At 44.4% G+C, this 18974-nt stretch carries 15 protein-coding genes; 8 read left to right on the top strand and 7 right to left on the bottom strand.

Translation table 11 applies throughout. The features are described 5' to 3' along the window. Positions 1-4: 4 nt before the first annotated feature. Positions 5-2161 carry an FUSC family protein gene (locus tag R3289_RS03015; protein WP_318924013.1) on the top strand — a complete coding sequence of 719 codons (2157 nt, stop codon included), beginning with the start codon at positions 5-7 and terminating at the stop codon, positions 2159-2161. Between the two features lie 358 nt (positions 2162-2519). Here R3289_RS03015 and R3289_RS03010 read toward each other — a convergent pair whose 3' ends face one another. Next, positions 2520-3752 carry a serine/threonine protein kinase gene (locus tag R3289_RS03010; protein WP_318924012.1) on the bottom strand — a complete coding sequence of 411 codons (1233 nt, stop codon included), beginning with the start codon at positions 3750-3752 and terminating at the stop codon, positions 2520-2522. A gap of 483 nt (positions 3753-4235) precedes the next feature. On the opposite strand from R3289_RS03010, the gene R3289_RS03005 reads away from it, so the two are divergent. After that, positions 4236-5168 carry an AraC family transcriptional regulator gene (locus tag R3289_RS03005; RefSeq protein ID WP_318924011.1) on the top strand — a complete coding sequence of 311 codons (933 nt, stop codon included), beginning with the start codon at positions 4236-4238 and terminating at the stop codon, positions 5166-5168. Positions 5169-5258: 90 nt separating this feature from the next. On the opposite strand, the gene R3289_RS03000 is transcribed toward R3289_RS03005, so the two are convergent. Genes R3289_RS03000 through R3289_RS02990 form a run of 3 tightly spaced genes read right to left on the bottom strand, consistent with a single transcriptional unit; the run spans position 5259 to position 7824 of the window. After that, positions 5259-6719: a sodium:solute symporter family protein gene (locus R3289_RS03000; RefSeq protein ID WP_318924010.1), complete on the bottom strand. Its 1461-nt coding sequence runs from the start codon at positions 6717-6719 to the stop codon at positions 5259-5261. 14 nt (positions 6720-6733) lie between these two features. Further along, the gene (locus R3289_RS02995) at positions 6734-7675 is read right to left on the bottom strand and encodes a DMT family transporter (protein ID WP_318924009.1); all 942 of its coding nucleotides are present in this window, start codon (positions 7673-7675) and stop codon (positions 6734-6736) included. Beyond that, positions 7672-7824, bottom strand: a complete 153-nt coding sequence (locus R3289_RS02990) for a hypothetical protein (RefSeq protein ID WP_318924008.1) — start codon at positions 7822-7824, stop codon at positions 7672-7674. Before R3289_RS02990 ends, R3289_RS02995 begins: the two co-directional genes overlap by 4 nt. A gap of 442 nt (positions 7825-8266) precedes the next feature. Here R3289_RS02990 and R3289_RS02985 point away from each other — a divergent pair, with 442 nt between their 5' ends. Then, positions 8267-8755, top strand: a complete 489-nt coding sequence (locus R3289_RS02985) for an ion channel (RefSeq protein ID WP_318924007.1) — start codon at positions 8267-8269, stop codon at positions 8753-8755. Between the two features lie 16 nt (positions 8756-8771). Here the strand turns inward: R3289_RS02985 and R3289_RS02980 are convergent, their stop codons facing one another. Beyond that, positions 8772-9431: a hypothetical protein gene (locus tag R3289_RS02980; RefSeq protein ID WP_318924006.1), complete on the bottom strand. Its 660-nt coding sequence runs from the start codon at positions 9429-9431 to the stop codon at positions 8772-8774. 1535 nt (positions 9432-10966) lie between these two features. Here R3289_RS02980 and R3289_RS02975 point away from each other — a divergent pair. Beyond that, a complete protein-coding gene (locus R3289_RS02975) occupies positions 10967-11920 on the top strand; it encodes a TDT family transporter (RefSeq protein WP_318924005.1) in 954 nt (317 codons plus the stop codon). A 10-nt stretch (positions 11921-11930) separates the two neighbouring features. Here R3289_RS02975 and hdfR read toward each other — a convergent pair whose 3' ends face one another. Next, a complete protein-coding gene (gene hdfR, locus R3289_RS02970) occupies positions 11931-12791 on the bottom strand; it encodes an HTH-type transcriptional regulator HdfR (protein WP_318924004.1) in 861 nt (286 codons plus the stop codon). A 162-nt stretch (positions 12792-12953) separates the two neighbouring features. Between hdfR and maoP the strand changes: the two genes are divergently transcribed. The 3 genes from maoP to R3289_RS02955 all read left to right on the top strand — a co-directional run bounded on the left by maoP (position 12954) and on the right by R3289_RS02955 (position 16415). Next, the gene (gene maoP / locus R3289_RS02965; protein ID WP_318924003.1) at positions 12954-13289 is read left to right on the top strand and encodes a DUF413 domain-containing protein; all 336 of its coding nucleotides are present in this window, start codon (positions 12954-12956) and stop codon (positions 13287-13289) included. 125 nt (positions 13290-13414) lie between these two features. Beyond that, the gene (gene gshB / locus R3289_RS02960; protein ID WP_318924002.1) at positions 13415-14449 is read left to right on the top strand and encodes a glutathione synthase; all 1035 of its coding nucleotides are present in this window, start codon (positions 13415-13417) and stop codon (positions 14447-14449) included. Then, complete coding sequence (locus R3289_RS02955) at positions 14433-16415, top strand: flavohemoglobin expression-modulating QEGLA motif protein (protein WP_318924001.1); 1983 nt, start codon at positions 14433-14435, stop codon at positions 16413-16415. Before gshB ends, R3289_RS02955 begins: the two co-directional genes overlap by 17 nt. 232 nt (positions 16416-16647) lie before the next feature. Here the strand turns inward: R3289_RS02955 and R3289_RS02950 are convergent, their stop codons facing one another. After that, on the bottom strand, positions 16648-16821 hold the full coding sequence (locus tag R3289_RS02950) for a hypothetical protein (RefSeq protein ID WP_170107701.1): 174 nt from the start codon (positions 16819-16821) through the stop codon (positions 16648-16650). Between the two features lie 451 nt (positions 16822-17272). Here R3289_RS02950 and R3289_RS02945 point away from each other — a divergent pair, with 451 nt between their 5' ends. After that, entirely contained in the window at positions 17273-18841 is a 1569-nt protein-coding gene (locus R3289_RS02945) for an alkaline phosphatase (RefSeq protein ID WP_318924000.1), read from the top strand. Positions 18842-18974: the final 133 nt, after the last annotated feature.

Below are 18974 nucleotides of genomic sequence, written 5' to 3'. Positions count from 1 at the left end.
AACAATGATTAGCAACCGCAGTAAACTACCGCTGAAAGTTGCCCTGGCATTAACCTTGGCGATGGTGAGTGCCTTGTGGCTGGGTTGGGATAAGCCATACTGGGCCGGAATCGCGGTTATTGTGATGTCGGTGACGGAAACAACCGGCCACTCGCTGCGCAAAGGGCGCCATCGATTGGTTGGGACGCTGATCGGGGTTATATCTGCTTTTCTGTTTGTCGGTTTCTTTGCCCAGCAGCAACTACCGTTTCTGCTTAGCTTTACCTTCTTCGCCGCATTGTGTGTCTATCTGCAGGCTAACCCCCGTACGGGGTATATCTGGTCGATGGCTCTGACTGTGTGCACCCTGATAGTGGTCATGGGAAAACTGTCGGGGGAGCTGACATTTACGGTAGCAGTGCTGCGTTTGCAGGAGACGGTTCTGGGGATCATCTGTTTTACCTTGGTCTTCAGTCTGGTTTGGCCGACATCCAGCCGACAGGGATTACATGCAACATTGTTGAATTTCTTTACTGATCAGCAGAATAAGATAGCTAAAACGGCTGAAGCTTTAGCTGGAAAAGATATGCTTTTACAGGGGCTTGGATTTGGTGACGGGTTGAAGTTTTTGACCCGGCTTGAGGATCTGCTTCCGGCAGCGATGGTCGACAGTTACCACATCGCGAGCGAGGCCAAGACCTGGAACGGTTTCTTGACACAAACCCGTGAGTGGGCACTTCTTTGCGGGCACCTGTCCGAGGCCTGTGAGTTGCTGGATCCGTCGGTGGTCACCCCTAGCCAGCAGGATATTCAGGCCCTGCTGGCTAGAATTAAACAACGCTTTATGAGTGCAGAAGCGGCGCTCCGGGGAACTGGACAGAATGATAATCCGGATCCCATGATCATCACTTTGCAAAAGGAAATGGTGGAGGATCCCCAACAGCATGGCGCAGTGTTGCAACTGGAGCAGGTACTGAATGATTTAGAGCTATTGAGCCGCGATATGTTGCTCACCTTGTCTGCGGCTTTGGCGCTTAACTCTTTGGATGTCGCCGTCATGCCGAAGGCGTCCTCGTGGCGTGGTTCGCTGGACTGTGAACGTCTGTGTCAGGCTTTCAAAGCATGGGTTATGATCTGGGTTTTTATTGGCTTGTGGTTATTGATCCCGATGACGGGTGGTTCGATGATTGTCATGCTGGGCGTTATCTTAGCGAGTGTGGTGGTATCAATGCCCTTTTGTGATATTAAAGCTATCACATTTAGCATCATCGGCTGGTCCTGCGTTATTTTGCTGCAGTTTGTCTTCGTGATGCCCTACTTTACCGAGGTGTGGCAGCTGGGCGCTTTTTATTTTCTGAATTGTTTTGCAATTTGGTATTGGTTTTATCAGCCTCAGCAGGTGTTGTCCCGGATGCTTGGGTCACAGCTCTTGATCGTTATAACAATGGGGGCGCTCAAATTACAGCCTGTATATGATATTCAAGGCACTCTGCTGCTCTTGTTTTTGATCGGCGTGGCCATGTTGGTGATTTATTTCTTCAACCACGGATTGTTTTCCAGCTTGCCGGAGCGGGTATTTCTCCGCCATATAAAGCTGTTACACCATCTGTTCACCTGGCAACTACGCCGGCTGAGCCTGCGTGCAAAAAAAGGGAACTTATTAACCCGCGTTTGTGGTCAACTCTTGCTTGGTCAGAGCCCGCTCCGCTCAGTGATGCTGGCAGATCAAGCGGTAACGCGGATTGATTGGTCAAGGTATCCAGCGCTTGATAAAGATCAGGTTGCTCCGATCATACCCAAACTCTATACCATTACTTTACGACTGATTTCTCTTCAGGATGGCTATACGAAGTGGTTATCACAGGGCGCAGGTCCCCAAATGACCAAACTACTTGCTGACACGATTATGGGCTTGTCAGAGATACTGGAACGTAGCGGTGATATTGACCATCTTCAACCGCTGGAGAAGAAATTAGAGCAGTTGCAGTTACACTTGCACAAAAGCATGCAGAATATTAATACAGATTCCGTATTACTGGTTTCTTTGACCGCGGAACAAGCGTTACACCTTTATAGGGTTTTAGCCGCTCTGAAGCTGATCATTGCCGATTTCAAGCAATTAACCTCGCAAGTATCATCCGCTAATCTCGGTGAACTTAAGTACAATTACTTTACGCTTTAATAGTAAAAGTCGGCATAGGTTTGTTGCCTATCCAAGAGTAGGGAGGTAATTCTCTATTTCTGCACTGGTTTAATGGGTGCACCGTATCGCCTTACATGCTGCGATGCACACAGAATTACAATTCGACCTTACACCTTGATCATCGTTCCGTTTTACGTGCCGATCTGGCTGTGATCTGTATGCTGTTCTAACTGGCAGGTTTCAGGCATCAGAGCCTCAAAAAGTGACAGCGTCACTCCACCACCTGGCAGACACAAAATAAATAAAAATCCGGGATCAATAGTGATCCCGGATTCTGTCGATATTTAGGATTATTCCCATCCAATAGAATACCCTAAAGGAGACGCTTTATAATTCGTTAGTATTCCCAGTGGCTGATATCGTGCGCGCCTGCAAATTGATTCGGGAAGTAATCTTCACACGTACCCTCACGCCATACATCAGCCGTTGCACAATGTAAGCCGCCGCCAAAGGCATAAGCGTCACGCAAATCAACCGGAACAACCTCAAAACCAAGCTTATCAAACTGCTCTTGCTGGGCTTTTTCCGATGCTTCGACACACACGGTTTTATGGTCAAGGATCAGAGTATTCATTGACAGCCATGTGCTTGAGTAACATAGCGGCGGTGGGTTATCCCACGCAGGGTTAACCGCTTCAACAATTTCCCAGTCATTCTTTTCAAAGATCTCACGCTGGCCTTTGAATAATGGGCGATTGGGGTTAAGCAACATAAGTCCCGGACGAAGCGGGCAGAATGTTGCGTCAATATGGATTGGGTGGTTATCTTCAAAGCTCAAAGTGTGAACACGATAACCCTGAGGTTCATAACGACGTTTGATCCAGCGAATACCGGCTAAGTTCGTTGTCAGTCCATGCTGAACAAAGATATCTTTACCTAAGCGCATGATATCAGCGGCATCAAAAAGAATATCAGTCTCTTTGGTACTGTATTCTTTACGCAGCGAACGTGCCATGGTTTCTGCATCGGAAAGATGTTCATAAGCGGCAACATAATCCATCCGGAAGCTATCATCAGAAAGACGAGGACGTGGCGCTTGTTCAATTAAGCATTCAGGATCAGATTCGAAATATTCGCGCAGTAAATCAACATAAGCGAGATATTCAAAATAACGGCTACGGAAACTCATCGGCGCCATCAGTATGCTTTTACCCATGGTTAACAAGCAGTCTCGTGGCGGCATAACGCCAAAGCCAGAGCTGATGGTGAAATCTGGCGTCGTAATGCGCTGATGCCAATCAACTGCTCCCGGACGGTCGACAATAATTCCACGATCTTCCAGTTGCTTGGCAAAGCCGTTTAAACATTCATTAGCACGATCAATCGACTCTTGAGTCCGGCGCCCAGCTTTCCCTCCACGCATCGGAGAGTCCGCAGGGATTTTTTCATTACTTGCCGGGCATGCCTCTGGAATATGCTGGTTATCGGCAATACCAACAATGACATGACGTAGAGGATCGAAGTCATTATAAGATTCAACATGGAGGCCAGGACGAACATAGGGAACACCACTATCTTTTCTTTCAAGAGGCGCTGAAGCATTTGGATATAGATCGTTGGAAACACTCATTTTATAATCTCCAAGAGAATTAACATGAATAATTAAATAGGTACATTAATAACCATCTCCCAATAAAATATAAGCAGTCTGATGGCTGTTTTTAATTCTTTCTAATTTTTAATTAATAATTAGATGTTTGATACCTACATATAAATACAATATGGATTTAATCTTTATGCTTGATGAGCCTGGAATATTTTTGCTCTTCAATGGTTATAATATGCCGCCTTAGTGTGATGAAATATAGTCATTTAATGCTGACAAATGGCTGATTTATGCTTTCGTTTATCGTCATAATAAATAGATAATTATTGATGCTTATAAAATGTGATCTCTGCCCTGCTATCGAGACAAAAAGTACAACTCACATATGTCACACAAGCATACTATCGATGGCGTTTATGTGGTTTGATATCACGTTTCTAAATTTTCAATGTGGTTTTTATCCTGGTCTACAGCGACGATGTAAGGAGGTAGATCGAGGGAGAGAATATGTATCAGCGCGTTAAGGCCAATACACCTGAATTTCTTATGTTTGATATTCAAGAGGTAGAAGAAACAGAGCATATGATTTTTGCAGCAGATTACATTCTGGTCTGGCCACGCCATTGTGAATGTACGCTGCACTTAGGTACATCACACTATAGTCTTAAGCCCGGGCAACTCGTGTTACTCGCGCCGTTTAATCCTTTCCGTATAGTCTTAGGCTCGCTCGAAGAGGGGGCTGAGCATGGCTGTGATGAGCTCCACTTTCGGTTGAATGCGCTAGGACAGACATTTGTCGACAGTGTGCAATTTAGCAACATTAAAAAAATGTTAGATCAATCACGTAGCGGTATGTTGTTTGATATACCTGCAAGTTCAAACATCTATACCTTTTTGAAAATGCTGGAGAATACGTTTGAATTTTCACAGGTACTGAACCTGCTGAGCTTGCTTCATAAGTTGTCTCATGTACAACCCACAATGAGTTTTCTCGCCGACAGTTTTGAGATAAAGAATAGTCAGAGAATCGAAGATCGGGTTCAGATTGCATTGAAGTATATTGCTAATAATTTAGCTGAGCCTTTATCTGTTTCAATCGTTGCCGAACAATTACATATGGCCGAAAGTACCTTCTCCCGTTTTTTCCATGCCAATATGGGGATCACTTTCCGCCAATATATTATTGAACAACGGGTGCGGCAGGCAGCACGCTATTTGGTCGTCACTGACTGGAGTATTGCTCATATTGGTGCAGAAGTGGGCTTTTCTTCTTTATCTAACTTTAATTCTAAATTCAAATGTCTACTCAAGTTAACCCCCAAGGAGTATCGTTCCAGTCATATCGATATGCGGCATAATATTGGCCAGCATCGCTCTGTTGAAGGACAATTACAAAACCAACTGACCAATACGAATAACGATTACCCATATATTTCATGATGAACTATTGAGCACATCACGCTCCTATTAATAAAGGCTGGCATTTAAAATGACCAGCCTTTATTTTTCACTCATTCATTTTTATTTAAATTAGCGTGAGATAACATTGTGCCCTATAGCATGAAGTTGAAATGCTTTGGCAATCAGCCAGTATGAAAAACACGCCAATATTGATGCGTACATTGGCGCTTCAACCCAGCCAAGATCAAAACGAAGGAAAAGCGTACATCCCGTCACGAAACCAATCACTATAGAGAATAATGCGGCATAGATATTAGAAGGAATAAAGTGAGCCAATAGTGTCGGAGCAACCAACGCCGCCATCAGGGTGCCTGAACCTAAAATAGCCAGCATAGATAGCATAAACGGTGGCGCATATAACATAATAACGAACCCCACCCCGCCCAAGACCCAAACAGCTAAACGGTTCAGATACAACAGAGATTTACCGGAGAGCTTACAATTGGGCCAGATAGCCTGACGCAGATCATGAGAAACCGAGCCGGCGATAGAATGCAATACCGAGTTGGTGGTTGATTTCATCGCAAAGAGGATAAATAACGTCACCACTGCTGAGACAGTTGGCGACAGAAACGTGGTTAAAAATGTCGGCATTGCCTGGTCTGGATTTTCCAGCCCCGGCACTTTAACCCGGGTATAAAGCCCTGCTATGGGTACCAAACTCAGTAAGCAAGCCATCGGGGTCATGTAAGCCGCAATATGGTGTAATTTGGTTTTGGATGATAAGGCCATAAAACGAACAGACATATATGGTAAAGTCGCACTGTAAATAAACGCGTAGGGCAATACCATCAACACGTGCCAGACCGACGATCCATAAGGCCCGGAATCGCTTGGAGCCAGCAAATCGGGATCAATCGCATTCAGGTTATCTAATAGCTCGTAAACAGGCATATCAGAAAAAATTGCCCAGACAATGACCAGTGCCGAAATGCACATCCCGACAACCATAAAAGCATCGGTAAATGCGACCGCCGCTAACCCGCCAATTGAGGTATAAACCACAATGATTGCAATCATTAACAGTGATGCCGTATTGTGATCGATACCAAGCCAGGGACCCGCCAAAAGCCCTAATGCTTTGATTTGACCGACCAGAAAGACCAACAACAGTATGATGGTAATTACCGCCACGAAGGCCTGGGTGATCCGCTTAACCGAGTCTGGCCCATCATGGCTGTAAGCAACGTATTCCGGTAGCGTTAAGCTACCTATCTCCTGCGCTTTTTGATGCAGGAAACGGGCACAGAACAGAACAGCAAAAACCATTGCAGGGGCAAAAAAGAAATTTCCAAGCAGCTCGATCGCTCCGTATTTATAGGCCACACCTGGCGAGCCCATAAATCCCCAGCCGGAAAAGCCTGTCGCCACGATGGTGGCCCCTCCAATGAAGGGCCCCAAACTGTTGGCTGCCAATAGAAAACCACCTTCACCCTTACTCGAATGCACAATCTTGTTACTGTACAGTGCTAAGCCGATCATGATGATCACAGTGGCAATTAGCAGCGCCCAGTTTAATAAGATGGCCATCGTAACCTCCGTGGTTATTGTTGGCTGGTGGCTTTAGCTTGTTTTGCAGTGCTGTGCTTTTTCGCCATCGATAGCACAATTTCACCCATACCACCGCCGATGACAAGCACTCCTCCCAGCGTTTGCAACGCCGTAAGCGATTCGCCAAACATGCTGATACCGATACCCGCCCCCACAACGGTTTCAAAATAAGAGACACAAGCAAGTTCAGCGGCTTTAAGGTGCTTAGCGGCAATAGTAAGAAGTGACAGCGCGCCAAAGCCAATGAAAATACCCATCGAGATCAACCACACCCAAGAGCTGGTATCCATCTTTGCAAGTGACGGCGGGTTAACGGTAAAACAAAGTGCAATGGCAATCGCGCCAAATAAGAAGTTATAGAACGAACGAGAATCAGAGCCGACATCAGTACGGTAGCGGCTGAAGAACAAATACAGGCCGTAGCCAACTCCGGATGCCAAACCTAACATATCACCGATAAAATTCTCTTTTGAAAAGGAGAGTGACACGGTCAGACCATTTGTCGAATCATAGTTAATGATACCGATAATGAATAAACAGCCGATAAAAACTGCGGTTAATAAGCCAGCAGTGAGTTTCGATATTTTTTCCTTCAGGAAAATAGCCGCCAGTATGGTTGAGAATACCGGGCCGGTATAAATGAGGAATACCGCATTGGCCAGTGTTGTATACTGCGTCGATGAAACATATGCCGCCAAGCAAAGCCCTAAACAAGCGCCGCTGGCAATAACTGACGGCGTTAGTTTAGTTGACTTGATCTGCATGGTTTTTTGCTGATGGAACATCAGGGCAAAGACACAAATCGCACCGACAGTCATTCGGGTAAAGGCGATAACATCGCCGCTGGTGTTGATATTACGGGCAAACAATCCGACACAACCCATGAGGGCTGCCGATACAATCATGGTGCTATAACCTAATGTTTTGGTATTCATGACTCACCTCTTCGATCGTTATTATTTGATTGGTCATTGAGCATTCCACCGCCCGTTGTATGTTGATAGCCAAAAATGATGGCCACAATCCCCCATAGCAACAGATTGGCAATAATAAACACATCGACAGACCAATATCCAGTAAGCATTTTTATCCCTTATACAAGATCACAATATACTGATAAAAACGGATAGACTTCGACCGAAGAAAAAACATCCGTCGAACTTATCCATCTGATTTTTATTGATATTACTCTTAACCTTTATTGTTTATCTATCGCCGTCATCTCGTTCAGACAAACAATAAAAAGCCGCTTGTTGGTGTCTATTTTGGATGGCGGACAGCAAGATAACTAGCCAAAAACTGCTGGTTACTTGCTGATTACTGCTGATGAATTTAGTTTGTGAACAGAGGAGGTATTCCGACTCTTTAAGTTATTGAAAAATTGAAAGCAGATCTTTCTGATTGGGGCCATAATAATCTAGCTAGGGGATAAATCATGACGAACGCAGTGCCCCGCCAGAGACTGCTTGGTTAGCCTTTCAAGAGATAGCACTTACGATCCCTCTTCCTATTTAAGGTGATGAACGATGAAAAGATCAAAGCCACCGACGCGATTAAAACGGTTTATGACAGATATCTCGGTTCACACCCCTTTCTCGGAAATGTTAGTGCTATTGATTGTGCTATGGCTCATTTTTTCTGGTGCGGTGTACTTTTCAGAATTGAACAGTGAAGGCTCCTCTATCCGTACCTATGGAGATGCGCTGTATTGGTGCGTCGCTGCATTTACCACTGCAGGAATAGCGGATACACCGATATCGAGTATGGCTCAGTTCATCGGTGGATTATGGATTGTTATTGGTTCAACGTTGTTCTTTGGGGCTATCGTTGCAACGGTTACCACCTATTTCATGAGGCCGATGCAGCGACCTCATAAAAGGATAATTGATACCATCGAATACAACCTCGAACAATTGAATGATCTGACTATTGACGAGCTTGATTTATTGAAGGAAACAGTTGATACATTGATCATCCATGTCGAACGTATTAAGCAAAAACAGACAAGAAAGTAAACGGCCTCTTAATCCCTTATTCAACAAAACTTTCTTGTCTTTGTCGCTTTTCAACTTGCTGTTTGAACATGGCAAGCGATCCTTCGAATTCGGGCAAAATAATGAATGTCTTTGTGCTTGATTGATAACGGCCAATCTGGCGCTGTTCCGGACGGAACGTAAAGGTGTAATCATCCAGCTCTTCGCGAAGGCAAAACTCATCATCACGATATTGTTTCTGCTCACCACTGAAACAACGATTAAAAAAATTCAGCAGTTCGTGAGCATGAGGCGACTGAAAAGTTTGATCGCCGATCGTGGCACCATTTAGATCAGACACTAACACACGGTAACTATGTACACTGTATTTCATTATATCGAACAACTTACGCCGCTGTAACTGAGTCGGTTTTACCGCAACATGCACCCGCCCTCGCGATTCATAACGGATTGCCCCGGTCGATGCCATGAGATTAACAATGGTGATTTCATCAATAATCCCAACCATCTCTTGAGGCATTAATGCCGCTACTGCCCGGTGAAACTGGCGGTTCTCCATGTCAGATCGTTGCAAATTCAATAAACGGCCATCAGGTAAAATATAACCGCCATCTTTAATGTGCCGAGTGATACCAAAATGAGCCTCAAGTTTGGACAGTAGTGCATCATTAAAATTAATTACTTGTTGGATGGTCATGCCCACTCATTGAAAAATTGCAGAAATAGCATTTATTTATGATTAACTAAAATCATAAATATATCAGTGCGTAAGCTCTCATTATGATGAAATCCTGTTGCAGGTTTGAGTGGTATTAATAAAAATGGCTCTTCTGAACAAAAAGATCGTTATTCACACTACTGAACTGCACTCGAATTAATATCAATAACAATGTCGGGGAAATAATAAGAGCAACGAATGATGAATTGGCGCAAATACTGTCGAAATATTGACGGAAATGGTCATTTTCTCGACAATGAACACCGCAGTTCAACTCATAAATACCGCTGGTTTATTTTTAACATACTTTCTTTCGTTATATCCGTACATAAGCCGTCAGGCTCGGTAACCATACTTAAAGTATGACTATTTCCTATGCCACTTAAACATTATAGCTTTCTCCCCTCAAACCACCTGTTCCTTGAAATCACGCACTCTTTATTCTTTTACCTTAAAATGACCCACTAAAATGAAATCATAAATACCAACACCATTAGAGACAAAGAGATATACCGAAGTAACCTCAAGATGCTTAACCATTCTGATTTATTCAGCAATGCCTTCAGATGAATAGTTCAGACGGAGACACCGGATAGATTAAATTTCGCCCAATACGGTGAATCTGCTTGCAGTGAGTTACCCACTGTTTTTGTGGATAAACCAACTTATACATTAAAAAACAACAAGATAATATTTTCAATATATAAAATAAGAATATTGCACTATCTCCGAGGACGGAAATGAAATCCATGAAAATTCTTGTTCCACATAGCATGTCCCATGCGAATGCCGGTATGACAAAAAGCACTAGGCTGCATTTTTACCCATGATTGTGAATAATAAAAAAGCTATATCATTGCAGATTAAATAAAACACTTATAACAAAGAAAGCCGCACCATTGCAGTGCGGCTTGATTTTGTATCTTTACCTACCTTTGTCTACTTACTCAGCACACACAAGGTTATTACGGTCTATTGGAACTTCGCCACTCATTACGTTGAGTTTGCCGTGTTCGATACCATTCAATAGGATTCATCGAACTCTTCTGTTCTGGCGAAGAAAAAATATTTAAAACAATATTTATGGTGACACTAACCAAATTGTTAACATTTAAGTATTCACTTAGACGCTTTTACATTTACTTGTCACAAGTCGCTCGTTGACTCGATATCAGCGGCAACCCGAAACCTGCATTCTAGAGCATAACGAATACGGCTCTGTTCCTCCGAGAATCTAAAGCATTAATAATTACTCAACACAGGCTTCATATTAAATATGGTCTTACTTTTCGATTTTCGCAAATTATTTTCTTGTTGCCAGTTCACATAAATACCAGCGCAATTCAAATTCAATCAACATGCCTATCAGATTCATTAACTTACGCCTATTAATGTTTTTCCATCCTTACAACGCCCAATCTTATTATTTTTTGAACTCTCCAAGAGCATTGCATTGCCTTTATAGTGTAAGCTTCTGGTTGAATTTCGACCGGTAACGAGGAGGCACAAGGTTAATGGCAGCAATAGGTAATGCTTTTCGAACGATTCCCACAGCACAAGCGGCATTGGCGCTCGCAGTCACCGGAATGGGATTGGCATGGTCACTTTTCTTACCGGATAGCGCGAGTGCCATTCGCGGTGCTTGTGCCTTAATTGGTCTCTGTTTACTCATTCCTGTTGTTCTGAAATATACCTTTAACCCTCAGCTGTTTATTCAGGATTTACGGCATCCGCTGTATGGTAGTCTGATGGCTCCGATGACCATGACTCTGCTGGTTCTGTCTGATTACCTTTCTTCCATCCATGTTGAAAGCGCACGTCTACTTTGGTACCCGGCACTATTTTTACATTTTGCTATGCTGGTACTGTTCTTCGGCTTTCAATTGCAAAAATTTCGGCTAATCCACTTGTATCCGAGTTGGTTTCTGTATCCGGTCGGCGCGATCAGTGGTTCCTTTGCAGGGCCCCAGTTAGGGCACACCGATTTTGCTCTGGCGATGACAGAAATCTGCATTACTATCTACTTTATTATGCTGCCTGTTGTGTTGTACCGGCTCTGTTTTGCCGGTCGCTTACCCCGCCCGGCCAGACCAACCCTGGCTATCATGGCTGCCCCGGTCAATCTGTCATTAACCGCTTATCTGCTGAATATTGAACAACCCGATCCTATTTTGACCGGCGCCTTGGCGGGTGTGGGTATTACCATGACGATTCTGGTCTATCTGTGCTATTTGGATCTGCTCAAACAAAAATTTCAGCCATCACTCGCGGCCGTTACATTTCCTTCAGTGATCAGCGCCGTCTCAATTGACCACCTGACCACTTGGCTGGTCATCGACTACCCGCAATGGGCTTGGCTGGAAAAGCTGGGGATCTTTGAGATCACCGTAGCAACCGGCTTAGTACTCTGGGTCGGATGGCAATATTACCGGTATTATCAGCCGCAATATCAACGCTTCAGCCGTTAGTAAATGCCTCTTACACACTTGCCGCAACCATTTTCAGTGGCACTTCCAGTATATCTTTAATCAACTCTTGCTTTTCATTATCTTCACGCCAAACCAGATATAAAGCCTGCTCCATGAGAGGAGCGCCTTGCACCAGATACAGCTCGCCATCTTCCACTCTCTGGCTGACCACGGGAGCCGGCAGGTAACCTACACCGCCATTGGCAATAATATACTCCAGTGCCATGCGGGAAGAGTGGGTGTGCAAAATCGGAGTGCGTTGCAATTCGGCCACTCGACCGTGTTCAATCGCGAAACGGGTCCCCCAATCCAGGTACACAAGAGGCATGTCACGCAGATCATCCATATTGCAATTCGGACGATGAGTGATCAACTGCAGTTGGAAATCACGAACTTTCAATACATTGAAGTTCTCAACTTTTGGTGGCTCACTGGTAATAAAAAGATCGATATTTTTTTCCAGCAGCGACTTTGATAAGTCATGCCGTGGTACCGACTCCAAACGCAAAGCCAGCCCCGGTACCGCACCGTAAATGCGGTTTATCCAATCGGAGATTCCGTCAAACTCCCAAAACAATGAAGATGCTCCGATGGCAATTTGGATGTTGTAGTTTTCCGTCAGCGCGACATCATGCTTAGCCCTGCCCCAAGTTTGTAAAATGGCTTCCGCATAAGGCAGCAGGCGTTCACCCGCTCCGGTTAGCTGAACATTACCGCGTTGGCGCGTGAGCAGGGGGTTTCCGAGTTGTGATTCGAGCTGCCGGATACGAAAACTCACGGCTGACTGAGTCAGGTATAAATTCTCTGCTGCACGGCCAAAATGACGGGTTTTTGTCACTTCCAGAAAGGTCTTGAGTAGTTCAGTATCCAAAATTTTCTCTCGAAATTAAGAAGATAAAAGCTAACGACATCATACAGCGCGGCACTTCAATCGGCTGATAAATTTTTTTTATCGTTAACGCGAAAAGTTTTTGTTTTACACAAAATACAGTTTGGATTAAATATCTGCAAAATATTTATAGGAATGGCACAAATGAGAAGCGAAGGTAAATTTTACGACGATAAAAATTTCCCTCGGGGATTCAACCGAAGTGGAGATTTCACTATCAATGAAGCCGACATACTGGAAAATTTTGGCCGGACCATGAAAGCCCTGTACGAAAGGCAGATCACACCGCTTGAAGAATCAGAAGTGAATTTCGTCAAAGAGATCACAGGTCAACAGGAAGTGACTTCCCATTATGCAAGATGCTGGCTTAAATACCTGAACAAAACACAAAATAAGTCAATAACCTATACTTTATGTAACACCCAGCGCAATAGCAACGAAAGCTACGGCGAATCAGACATAGAGTTTGACGAGGTATAAATACCCTGACAAACCATTCTGAATGTAAGACATCACATAAACAGACATGATCACACTATGTCTGATTTATTTAAGGACCGAGTTAATCATCGGGCCACACCTCAACTAATGCTTGGAATACCTCTATGAAATTTTGCTTTGTAATGTACCCATGGGACAGAGTAGAGCCAGAATCTGACTCTACTCTGCGCATGATCCATGAAGCGGTCAGCCGTGGACATACTGTAGCAATTACAACGCCTAACAATCTGACGATGCGTGACAGCTCGGCAATCGCTTTTTGTAAGGTCATAAAAAAATCGTCAGATCCAATCTCAAATAACATTCCAAGTTTCTACCGCCATGTTGAGTTCAGAAAAGCGCAGCTGCCACTGGCCGGATTTGATGTCATTTTTATGCGTGCAAATCCACCGTTAGATACTATGGCGCTGAACTTCCTTGATTCGGTTCGTGGTGACGTCTTTATCATGAATGATATCGATGGCTTACGCGTTGCCAACAATAAGCTCTATACCGCGTCGCTGCACGATCCACACAACGAATTTATTCCGGCCACCTACGTGTCCAAAAACCGTGATTACCTAGAGCGGGTACTAGCCGAGAATACGAATGAGCGTATGATCATGAAGCCGCTCAACGGCTACGGTGGTAGTGGTGTTATCCTGGTAGAAAAAAGCGCCCAGTCCAGCGTGAAATCGCTCCTTGATTTTTATATCGGCGACGAAAAGAACTATGTGATTCTTCAGGACTATGTTGAAGGCGCAGAACAAGGCGATGTGCGCATTATGATGCTCAACGGTGAGCCAATTGGTGCCATGCGTCGTGTACCGGCCGAAGGTGATGTGCGATCTAACATCCACGCCGGTGGCAAGGAAGTTAAACACATCTTATCCAAGCAGGAAAAACGCCTTTGTAAGCATATCGGACCTAAACTGGTGCGTGACGGCCTGTACTTTGTCGGCCTGGATGTGATCAATGGTAAATTGATAGAAGTAAACGTCTTAAGCCCAGGTGGCATTACCCGTATCAACCGCCTTAACCGTACCAAGTTGCAGCGCCAAGTAATCGATTTTACAGAAAGTGTCGTCAACGCCAAAGAGTTGGTGATCAGTCGTAAAAACGAATTCCGTAAAGTGATCGAAGATGCTGACGCTTACTGAGCAGGAGGTTCTGGATAAAATCCAGAACCTGGTTCCGTTTGAAGCCCAGCTTGACGATGGCAGCCTTACTATTCGCATTACTGAATATCAGCCGTATGTTGCGACTGCTATTCACCACGGTCATCGCTTGCGCGATGACCTTGCGGCAAAGTGTGCATTAACAGAAAGCGAACGCTACTTTGAGGAAGATCCCCACACGGGCGATTTTATCTCTTCATTGCCGATCGTTTTTCAGGGCGAAGACTCTCGCTATGAGTACGATTTAAATCGTGCCCCGAATAATTGCGTCTATGAACAGGCATGGGGCAAAGAGGTTTGGACTTCACCGCTCAGCACCCTCGAACGGGTTCATAGTGAGCGTAAACACGCCCGCTACTACCGCATTATCAAGTGCATGGTCGAGACACTGGAAAAAGAGTTTGGGATTTGTCTGTTGTACGATCTCCACTCTTACAACTATCAGCGTATTGAAAAACTGGCCCCGACCTTCAATGTTGGTACCAAACAGGTCAATACCCGTCGCTGGCATAAGGCGATTAACGACTTCATTTCCCGCCTTGGCGGTATAGCGTTGCCTAACCTGGAAGTGATCGCCAGTGAAAATGACGTATTTCAGGGGATGGGCTATCAGGCCACATTTATCAAACAGCATTTCACCAAGACTTTGATTCTGCCTTTGGAAATCAAAAAGATCTATATGGATGAAGCCAGAGGTGAAAGCTATCCCTTGGTGATCGAAAAGCTGAAGGAAGGCCTGAAAACGGTGATCAGCGAACACGCTGCGTTCACCTTACGTAATACATCTGGTGCAAAAAAAATTACCCGCGGTCATATTCTGTCTTCAAAACTGCCCTCGGAAGTGCGTAAAGTCGATCGGCAGCTGTACAGCTTAGCCAAAGGCCTCAATACACTCAATTACATCAACCCGACTAACTTACGTCAGGAAAAGCGGCGCTTTTTAACCAAACCGTACACATACCAGCCGCATTTTACATACCGACAGTTGGATATCGATCCTTACCTGTTCAGGGAAAAGCTCTACCGCTTGCCGGTTGACGACATCCGCGATGCCGACATCCAAAAACTGTATCGAAAAGTCATCGATCAATTGGCGGTACGTATTGATTTATTAACCAGTATTGGCCATGAAGAGTTTTTGTATAATTCGCTGCGTTATTATGGCCAGCCGGATGACCAAGATATTGCCAATGCCAAGTTTATCATGCATGCCGCAGAATATGAGGAACTGGAACCGTATGACCTCACGCCGTCAGAGGTAATGGCTGAATTCCGTCAGGCTGCTGATGAGTATGGATTTAGCTGCAAAGTGATCGGCTCTAACAAACTCATCGCCCGGGCCATGGTGAGTGGCAAGACGCTCAAGGTTAATACTAACGTTATGTTTGGTAGAAAAGACCTTAATGCCTTGATCCATCATGAGATGGGGGTGCACATGGTAACAAGTATCAATGCCGAAAAGCAGCCGCTACAAATATTAAAATTAGGGTTTCCGGGAAATACCCATACCCAAGAAGGGTTGGCTATATTATGCGAGCACCTGTCAGGGAGCTTCTCGCTGTCGCGATTAAAAACGCTGGCCTTACGGGTCATTGCCGTCAATATGATGGTGAAGGGTGAAACGTTTGGTGAAACGTTCCATACACTAAAGCACGACTACAAACTCAGTGATGACAACGCCTTTACTGTCGCGGCTCGTGCTTATCGTGGGGGTGGATTCACTAAAGACTATCTCTACCTGAAGGGATTGCGCGATGCATTGAATTGTCACCACAATGAAGATTTAACCGCACTTTTTCTCGGCAAGACTAGCTTTGAATTCAAACCACTGCTGGATGAACTTATTGCCCGCGAGATTTTACACAAACCAGATTTTTTGCCTAAAGCATTAGATATAAAGCGCAAAGATGACCCGGTTCTCGATTACATGATGCATTCAATTAAATAGCCTCAGAACTGCATAATACCAACCGGGATGACAATCTGGTCATTAAGCAAGAATACTACGTGTGGCATTCTTTACAGATATTATAGCAAAGGCCACTTATGTGGCCTTAAACAAGCACTCAAAGCTGTCATGCTATCAAAACTAAATAAGGAAGAGGGGTCTTATAACCACTCTCCTCCTTCATTGGATTGATTTGTTGACGGTTTAAATGACGGATGAGTGAGAAAAGCTGTCACATCATGATGTAGTCGTCCATTTCATTGTAATCAGAACGCTGTTTATGACTCTTCCTACGCTTCTTGTTTTTGCCTGAGGTAGAAACATCGAAAAAATCATCATGATTTTTGGTTTTAAATTTCTCTTTTGATTGAGAGCCGTTACCTAACCACTGTTCCCATTTAGCCATTTTTAGTACCTGAATAAATCAAGAATAACTGTTACACATATAAAACACGTCGCTTCTAAATAAATAGATAACAACATTGTTTTTCAAGGAGACCCATTATCGCATCTGATTGATGTGGACAATGAGCACCTAATTGCTATTACTTTTACCTGTAATACTATAGTTGAGATTAAGTTAGAGATCGGAATGAGTACAACAAAAAATATTTATTATAACGATAAATATTTTAAAGATTCCGCCCAGCCACCTCCCTTATCCTGAGTAATTATACCCTAGCAACCTCTAGATGCTCGTTTCTGTGATATTTCAGTCATATAGCGCGAGACATGTTCATATTTAATCATCTCAAAGGATAAATAAACTCAATAAAATATGAATTTTTTGTGACTGTAACAAAAATACCACATCTCAATGCTTAACTTACTCCGCCTTTATAACTCAGGAATATATAATGAAGCACATCTTCAAACCTCTCGTTTTAGCAGCGGTAACTTCTACGGTTTCCTTCTCTGTCGTATCGGCAGAAATCAAAAACGTTATCCTAATGATTGGAGACGGTATGGGCCCACAGCAAGTTGGATTGTTAGAGACATACGCAAATAATGCGCCTCACTCTATCTACAAAGGTAAAACCACTGCATTATATAAACTCGCTGAAGAAGGGGTAATTGGCTCATCTTTAACCCATCCCGAAGATGCGATTGTTGTCGATTCTGCATGTTCAGCCACTATGCTGGCTACAGGGATCTACACAGCTTCGGAGGTGATTGGCATCAACCCAAACGGCGACCATGTTGAAACGGTACTTGAAAAAGCAAAACGCCTTGGCAAAGCAACCGGTTTGGTTTCTGATACTCGCCTTACCCATGCCACGCCAGCAGCATTTGCCGCTCACCAACCGCATCGCTCATTAGAAAACGAGATTGCATCTGACATGCTGGAAACGGGCGTTGATGTCATGCTATCGGGTGGGCTTCGTCACTGGATTCCAAAATCAACTAACGATAAAGGAGCAATCTATAAGGAGCTTGAGAAACTTACTCAAGGGGATGTATACCTGAAATCTAAGCGTAAAGATGACCGCAACCTACTGACTGAAGCGACAAGCCAAGGTTATAGCCTGGCGTTTAACAAAGAGATGCTAGATAAAGCGCAAGGCGAAAAATTGCTTGGTCTGTTTTCCTATTCAGGTATGAATGACGGGATTGCCTATAGCAAATCGAGAAATGATCCAAACCGTACTCAGCCTGCGCTAAAAGAGATGACCGAAAAAGCACTCGACCTGCTTTCCAAAGATAAAGACGGTTTCTTCCTGATGGTTGAAGGCGGTCAAATCGACTGGGCGGGGCATAGTAACGATGCCGGTACAATGCTGCATGAAATGATCAAATTCGACGAAGCGGTACAGTCTGTTTACCAGTGGGCCAAAGATCGAGATGATACGCTGATCATCGTTACCGCAGACCACGAAACAGGCTCATTCGGCTTTAGCTACTCTTCGCAAGGCTTGCCAAAACCGGAAAAACGCTCTGGCCAAGCATTTCAAAAACGCGATTACGCCCCTAATTTCAACTTTGGCAAGTTTGACATCCTGGATGGTCTATACAACCAGAAGATGAGTTACGCCACGATGTTCAGCGAGTTTGATAAAGCGCAGCAAACACCGGAGAAACTTGCTGAAATCGTCAATGCAAATAGCGATTTCCCCATCACAGTAGCTCAAGCCGCTAACATAATGACGACGAAGCCAAACCCATACCACCAAGATAACCATCAGTATCTAGCGGAGGAAGAGGTGCCCGCAATCAACGATTTTGATGCCTTCTTCCCTTACAACGATCGCGGCAACTTGCTGGCTCGCGAACACGCCACAGGCCAAAACACCGTGTGGGGAACGGGTACCCACACTCATACCCCAGTCAATGTCTTTGCGTGGGGGCCACTGAAAGAAATCATTCCTGTCTCAAAAATCATGCACCACTCAGAGCTAGGCGAATACATAAAAGGCATGGTGGAGTAAGTTACCACGGCTATGCACACTGTAGGTATTCGATAAGCACCCTGACATCTAGACATAGAAACAAAAAAACGGCCCTGAGCATCTGCTCAGGGCCGTTTCCGTTCCGTAATTATCCTGTGTTCCAAGCAGGGTA

The organism is Photobacterium sp., from assembly GCF_033720175.1.
GTDB lineage: Bacteria > Pseudomonadota > Gammaproteobacteria > Enterobacterales > Vibrionaceae > Photobacterium.
Note: the sequence above shows the minus strand (reverse complement) of the source record. Positions and strands in the feature narration are given on the sequence as shown.